A 5990-nucleotide genomic window follows, 5' to 3' on the forward strand; every position below is an offset into this window, starting at 1 on the left:
ACTGCTCATCGTCGTGGGGGACCCGGCGAGCGCCCAGGCCACCCCGGTTGCCGCGACAGACACCGTCCGCCTGCTGCGCGGCACCGAGCGCGCGGTGCTCGTGGAACCGCTCGCAAACGACAGCGACCCGGCGGGCGGCTCCCTCACGCTCCTCAGCGTGGTGCCCAACCTGCCGGGCGGCGAGGCGCACCCGGAATATCGCCGCCTCGCGGGGCTCGTGGACAGCTCGGCGCTGACCACGGGCACGCTCCGGATTCGTGGTTCCGCCGAGGTCGGCACCGTGTCCTATCGCTACACGGTGCGCTCCTCGGCCTCCACGAGCACCGCAGAGGGCCTCATCGTGGTGCACGTCAGCGAACGGGTGGGTGCCGAGGCCCCCCGGGTCGCGGACACGGTGCTGAGCGCGAAGGATCGGGCCGAACTGTCGACCGTCGGGGTGGACGTGGTCACCGAGAAGGTTCGCTGGGCCTCCGGCGACCCCGCCGACCTGACCCTCTCCGTCTGGGGGACGGCCAACAAGCGCTTCACCGCCGAGGGGCACCGCCTCCTTGGGCAGTATCGGGCGGAGGGAGATCTTGTTCCCTTTACCCTCTCCGGCGAGGACGCCCTCGGCAACGCGGTCACGGCGCACGGCTTCCTGACGGTGCCGCCGCTCGACGAACTCCGGCTGACGCTAAAACCCGGGCTCGACCCGATCACGGTGAACGAGGGGGCCTCCGCATCCTTCGCCGCGCCGGAGGTGATCGACCTCGGCGTCGGAGACACCGTGGAGCTGCGCCAGGGCGCCTTCGTCACCCAGCGGGCGGGGGCGAGCTGCCAAGCCACCGGGAGCACTGCGGCACGCTACGACGCGGGCAGCGGCGGCCCCTGGGCCGATCGCTGCGTGATCGAGGCGCGGCTTGCGGGACAACGGAGCTGGACGCGGTTACCCGTGCCCATCCGGGTCACCCCGAAGGAGCCGACGGTCGAGCTGAGCCCCGTCACGAAGACCGTCAGCCCGGGCGCTGAGCTGCGGGTCGACCTCGCCACCGACCTGGTGCGCTGGCAGGGCGACCGAATCGGCGATCCCGGATCGCTCCGCTTCTCGATCGGCGAGGCGAGCGGGCCCGCGAGCGTCAGCCAGTCGGGCAGCTCCGTCACGGTCCGCGTGCCCGCCGACGCCCGTCCGGGCGCGCAGACCGTTGTGCCGGTCGAGGTCACGGGTGCGGGGGAGAGCCGTTCGCTGCTCACGATCCGCGTCGGCGCGGCCCCGAAGGAGACCCCGCGCGGGGCCACGGTGCAGCTGCGCTGCACGGTCGGCGACCCCTGCCGCGTGCCCGTGATCGGCGGGCCGGGGGAGAGCGACCCCTTCGCCGGGAAGCCGGGCGGCGGGCTCACCCTCGACGCCGTGGGTGCCTCGTCCTGCCGCGTCGCCGGATTCCGGGCAGCGGGGAAGACCGACATCGAGGTCGCCTGGACCGGGGCCGCCGCGACGGGCGGCACCTGCGTCGTCCCCTTCACGGTGCGCGACGCCCAGGGCCGGCTCGGCGAGGGCTCCCTGACCCTCGACGCCCAGGGCCTCCCGCAAGCCCCCGCGAGCATCACCGCCGTGGACTACTCCGCGGACAGCCTGGTGTTCCGGGTCACCCTCGGCGCGGAACCCGCGCACCCCGAGGTCACGGGCGTGCGGCTGACCCGGGACGGCGCTGCTGCGGGATCCTGCGCCCCCGAGGGCGCGGGCAGGTTCCGCTGCGAGGTCGGCGGCCTCAGCAACGGCGTGCCGCACAGCTTCGCCGCGGTCGCCGAGAACGCCGTCGGCTCCTCCCCGTCGAGCACCCCCGTCCAAGCCTGGGCCTATCGCGCACCCCGGATCGCTCAGGTCTCGGCAGAGCCGCGCCTGGGGCCCGCGACGAGCCCCACGCAGGGCGTCGTGCGCGTCCGGATCAGCGCCGAAGCGGACGCGCGGGCCTTCCGGGTGGAAAACACCGGGCAGGAGTTCGCCAGAACCGGGGGCAGCACGGAGCTGGAAATCGCGCTTCCCGTCGGTCAGCAGCGGGTGCGGGTGACGCCCCTCAGCCAGTTTGCCCCGCCCATTGCCGGGGCCGGTCCGGAGGGCCAGGCGGGCACCGCGGATGTGCTCGTCGCCGGGACACCCGGGCTCTCCGACCTCGCTCTCGGCGGCGCCTCGGAGCGGAGCGTCTCGGTGACGGGGGGCGCCCTCGACGCGCGCTTCAGCGAACAGGGCTCCGGCGTCGTCTTCCGCATCGGCCCCCCGGGCGGGCAGCCCGCGAGCTGCGTCGCCGACGGCGCGGGGGGTCTCGTGGCCGCGCCGGGCGATCAGGCGGGCGGCACCTTCGCCGCCCTTGAGCGCTTCGAGCGCTACGCCGTGATCGCCTGCGGCTGGAACGGGTACGGGGTCGTGCAGTCCAACACCGTGACCGCGACGACCGGAGAACTCGGCCTGCCGCGGCTCGTTTCGGCGTGGCAGGTCCGGACGACACCCACGGAGGACGGCGACCGGGCGGAGTACGTCGTCGCCGCGACGGGCGCGGCCGAGCCCACCGTCGACGGCGCCCAACTCGTCTGGGAACACACGGGCAACGCCACCCCGCCAACCCTCGACGCCGAGGCGGCCTCCCCCGGCTTCTTCCGCGTCCAGCAGTGCCTGCCGGACCGTCCCGACCGCTGCTCGGAGTGGCTGAGCGTCCCCGTCGAGGGCGCGCCAAACCCGGTCACCGTCACGGGCCTGACGCAGTGCGTCGACGTGGGCCAGACGCCGACGCTCGGCATCACGGGCGCGGCCAGGGGCTCCGCGCAGCTCTCCGTGGCCGCCGCGGTGCCCGGCGAGCCGAACCGGGCCCGCTTCACCCTCGGCTGGGGAGGCACCTTCGGAAAGCTCCAGCCCCTCACCCGTACCGTTGCCGTCTGCACCCCGCCCGGCGGACCCCCCGATGCCCCCGGCGAGGAGGCCGTGTCCCCGTGACCCCCGCCCCGCAGCGGCGTGCTCGCGCACGCCCCCACCCCGCACCGCCCCGAGCGGTCAGCCCCGTTCCGCACCGCCGAGAGGACCACACCGCATGAGCCAAACCACCGTGATCAGCGCCGAGCAGGCGAGCTGGGTTGCCGAGGTGTTCAGCGCCGCCGTGGACAACGTCGAGCGGGTCATCCACGGCAAGCGCCGCGTCGTCGAGCTCGTCTTCGCGACCGCGCTCGCCGGGGGGCACGTGCTCCTCGAGGACGTGCCGGGCACGGGCAAGACCGCGCTCGCCCGGGCGCTGTCGGCCACGGTCGACGGCACCAGCTCCCGAATTCAGTTCACCCCGGATCTGCTGCCGGGCGACGTCACCGGCATCACCGTCTTCGACCAGCGCCGGGCCGCCTTCGAGTTCCACCCCGGCCCCATCTTCGCGAACGTGGTGCTCGCGGACGAGATCAACCGAGCCAGCCCGAAAACCCAGTCCGCGCTCCTCGAGGTCATGGAGGAGGGGCGGGTCACGGTGGACCGCGTCAGCCACGAGGTGCCCTCGCCCTTCCTCGTCCTCGCGACCCAAAACCCCATCGAGCAGGCGGGCACATACCGGCTGCCCGAGGCCCAACTCGACCGCTTCATGATCAAGACCTCCGTCGGATACCCGGACCACGCGGCGATGATGCGGATCCTGCAGGGCGCGGGCACCCCGGAGGAGACCCTCCGGGCGGTGCTCAGCACGGAGCGGATGGCGCAGGCGGCGAGCCTCGCGCGCACGGCCCACGTCAGCCCGCTCATCGCCGACTACATTCTCCGCATCGTCGACGCGACCCGCGCCGCCGCCGAGGTCCGCCTCGGCGCGAGCGTCCGCGGGGCCCTCGCCCTGACCCGGCTCGCCGCGACCTGGGCGGCCGTGCAGGGCCGCACCTTCGTTGTCCCGGACGACGTTCGGGAGCTTGCCTCCACGGTGCTCGCCCACCGCCTGGTGCTCGAGCCGGAGGCCGAGTTCGACGGGGTCACCGCGGAGGACGTCCTCATTCAGGTCCTCCTCGACGTCCCCGTACCGGAGGAAACCGGCGCCGCGTGAGCCAGCACACCACCCGAAGCACGTCCACCCGGACCGGCGCCAGCGCCGGCCGCTGGGCGACCGAGGCGAGCCGTCGCGGCGACGGACGCGGGGCAGGGTCGCGGCGCTCGCGCCTGCGCCACCTCGGCCGAGCCGCCGCCGCTCGCGCCGCACGCTTCGGCGAGGTCTTCTCCCCGGCAGGCTGGCTCGTCCTCGGCGGCGCGCTCCTCGGGCTGCTCACCGGGGCCGCGCTCGGCTGGGCCGAGGGCTGGTTCCTCGCGATCCTCTGCGGGGCGTTACTCCTGCTCGCGGCCCCGTTCCTGCTCGGCGGCCGCGCTATCTCGATCCGGGTGCGACTCGGGCGGGAGCGCACCGTCGCCGGCGGGCACGCCACCGCGACCCTCGACGTCCGGAACCCCTCGTCCCGCGCCGCGCTGCCCGCGACCGCCGAACTCCCCGTTGGCGAGGCCCTGCACGAGCTGCGCATCCCCCTGCTGGCCAGCGGAGCCGAGGCGGCACTCCCCGTCCACCTCGCAACGCCGGACCGCGGCGTGATCCCGGTCGGCCCCGTCACCCTCGCCCGCCGAGACCCGATCGGCCTGCTCCGGCGCGAGGTCACCTGGACGGACCGACACCGGCTCTTCGTGCACCCCGTCACCGCGCGCCTCCCGCAGCAGAGCGCGGGCCTCGTCCGGGACCTCGAGGGCCGCGCCAGCCGCAGGCTCACGGACGCCGACCTCTCTTTCCACGCCGTGCGCGAGTACGCGAGCGGCGACTCGCTCCGCCACGTGCACTGGCGCTCCACCGCCAAAGCGGGCACCCTCATGGTGCGCCAGTACGAGGAGTCGCAGCTCGCCCGGCTCGCCGTGCTCTTCGACGCGCTGCTGCCCAGCTACGCGGACGCGGCAGAGTTCGAGCTCGGCGTCAGCGTCGCCGCGTCCCTGTCCAGCCAGGCGATCCGGGACGGCCGCGAGCGCTACATCGGCTCCGGCTGGACCCCCGCCCGAGCCCGCGCCAGCGTGGACGGGCTCGAAGAGCTGCCCTCGCACAGTCTCACCCGGCTCCTCGACTCCTGGGCAGCGCTCGACGGCCTCCCCGAGGGCCCCAGCTTCGAACGCCTCGCCCGCCGCCTCGGCGAGATCCGCCGCGACCTCTCCATCGTCTTCGTCGTGACGGGGTCCCGGCCCGAGCTGAGCCGCCTGCGCCGCGCCGCGATCGCCTACCCGCCCAGCGTGGCCGTCGTCGCGGTTCGTTGCGAACGACTCGCGGAGCCCGCCGCGCAACGCCTCGGCGAGTTCACCGTGCTCACGGTCGGAGCCCTCGCGGACCTCGGCCCGATGCTCGCCCGGGGCGGTGCCCGATGACCCCCGCTCCCCGCCGGCTCCTCGCGGTGATCGCGCTCATCGCCGCCTGCGCCGTGCTCGCCGCCCTCGCGGCCTGGCCGATCTACCGGACCGAGCAGCTCTGGCTGACCGTCTCCGGAGCCGCGCTCGCCGCGACGGTCATCGGCGCGGGCCGTACGCTGTTCCGCTGGCGCGCGAGCACGGTGCTGATCGCCGCGTCGCTCACGCTCGTCGTCCTGATCGTGCCCCTCGGCGTCCCCGGGGCAATCCCGGGCGGCCCCCGCGCCTGGCTCCGCGCGCTCGGTGACGGCCTCGCCGCGATCATCCTGGGCTGGAAGCAACTGCTCACCCTCACCCTCCCCGTCGGTGACTACCAGGCCGTGCTCGTCCCGCTCCTCGTCACCGTGTACGCCGCCGCGCTCGCCGCCGTCCTGCTGGCAACCGGGCCGCGACGCCGCGCGGGCTGGGCCGTGCTGCCCCTCGGCCTGCCCATCCTCTTCGGCACGGTCTTCGGCGCGAGCGAGACGAGCGCGCCGCTCGCGCTCCCGGGCGGCCTGCTGCTGCCCGCGCCTCGGGAACTGGGCATCTGGTCGCTCGGCTTCCTGCTCGCCCTGCTCTGGGTGCGTGTCGTCAC

The 5990-nt window shown here is 74.7% G+C and carries 2 protein-coding genes and 2 pseudogenes; all 4 read left to right on the top strand.

The annotated features are described in order from the left end of the window. Nucleotides 1-2962: pseudogene (locus tag OOT08_RS11105) on the top strand (Ig-like domain-containing protein); the annotation flags it as partial. 94 nt (nt 2963-3056) lie between these two features. Next, complete coding sequence (locus OOT08_RS11110; RefSeq protein WP_325092703.1) at nt 3057-4034, top strand: AAA family ATPase; 978 nt, start codon at nt 3057-3059, stop codon at nt 4032-4034. Continuing rightward, complete coding sequence (locus OOT08_RS11115; protein WP_325092704.1) at nt 4031-5377, top strand: DUF58 domain-containing protein; 1347 nt, start codon at nt 4031-4033, stop codon at nt 5375-5377. Before OOT08_RS11110 ends, OOT08_RS11115 begins: the two co-directional genes overlap by 4 nt. After that, nucleotides 5374-5990, top strand: a pseudogene (locus OOT08_RS11120) (DUF3488 domain-containing protein); the annotation flags it as partial. The gene OOT08_RS11115 and the pseudogene OOT08_RS11120, both read left to right, overlap by 4 nt.

Origin of the sequence: Leucobacter sp. M11, from assembly GCF_035726885.1 — a bacterium.
GTDB lineage: Bacteria > Actinomycetota > Actinomycetes > Actinomycetales > Microbacteriaceae > JAPFRB01.

Excerpts from the sequence above, each read along its gene's own strand:
- OOT08_RS11110 (WP_325092703.1), top strand. The coding sequence starts at position 3,057 with ATGAGCCAAACCACCGTGATCAGCGCCGAGCAGGCGAGCTGGGTTGCC.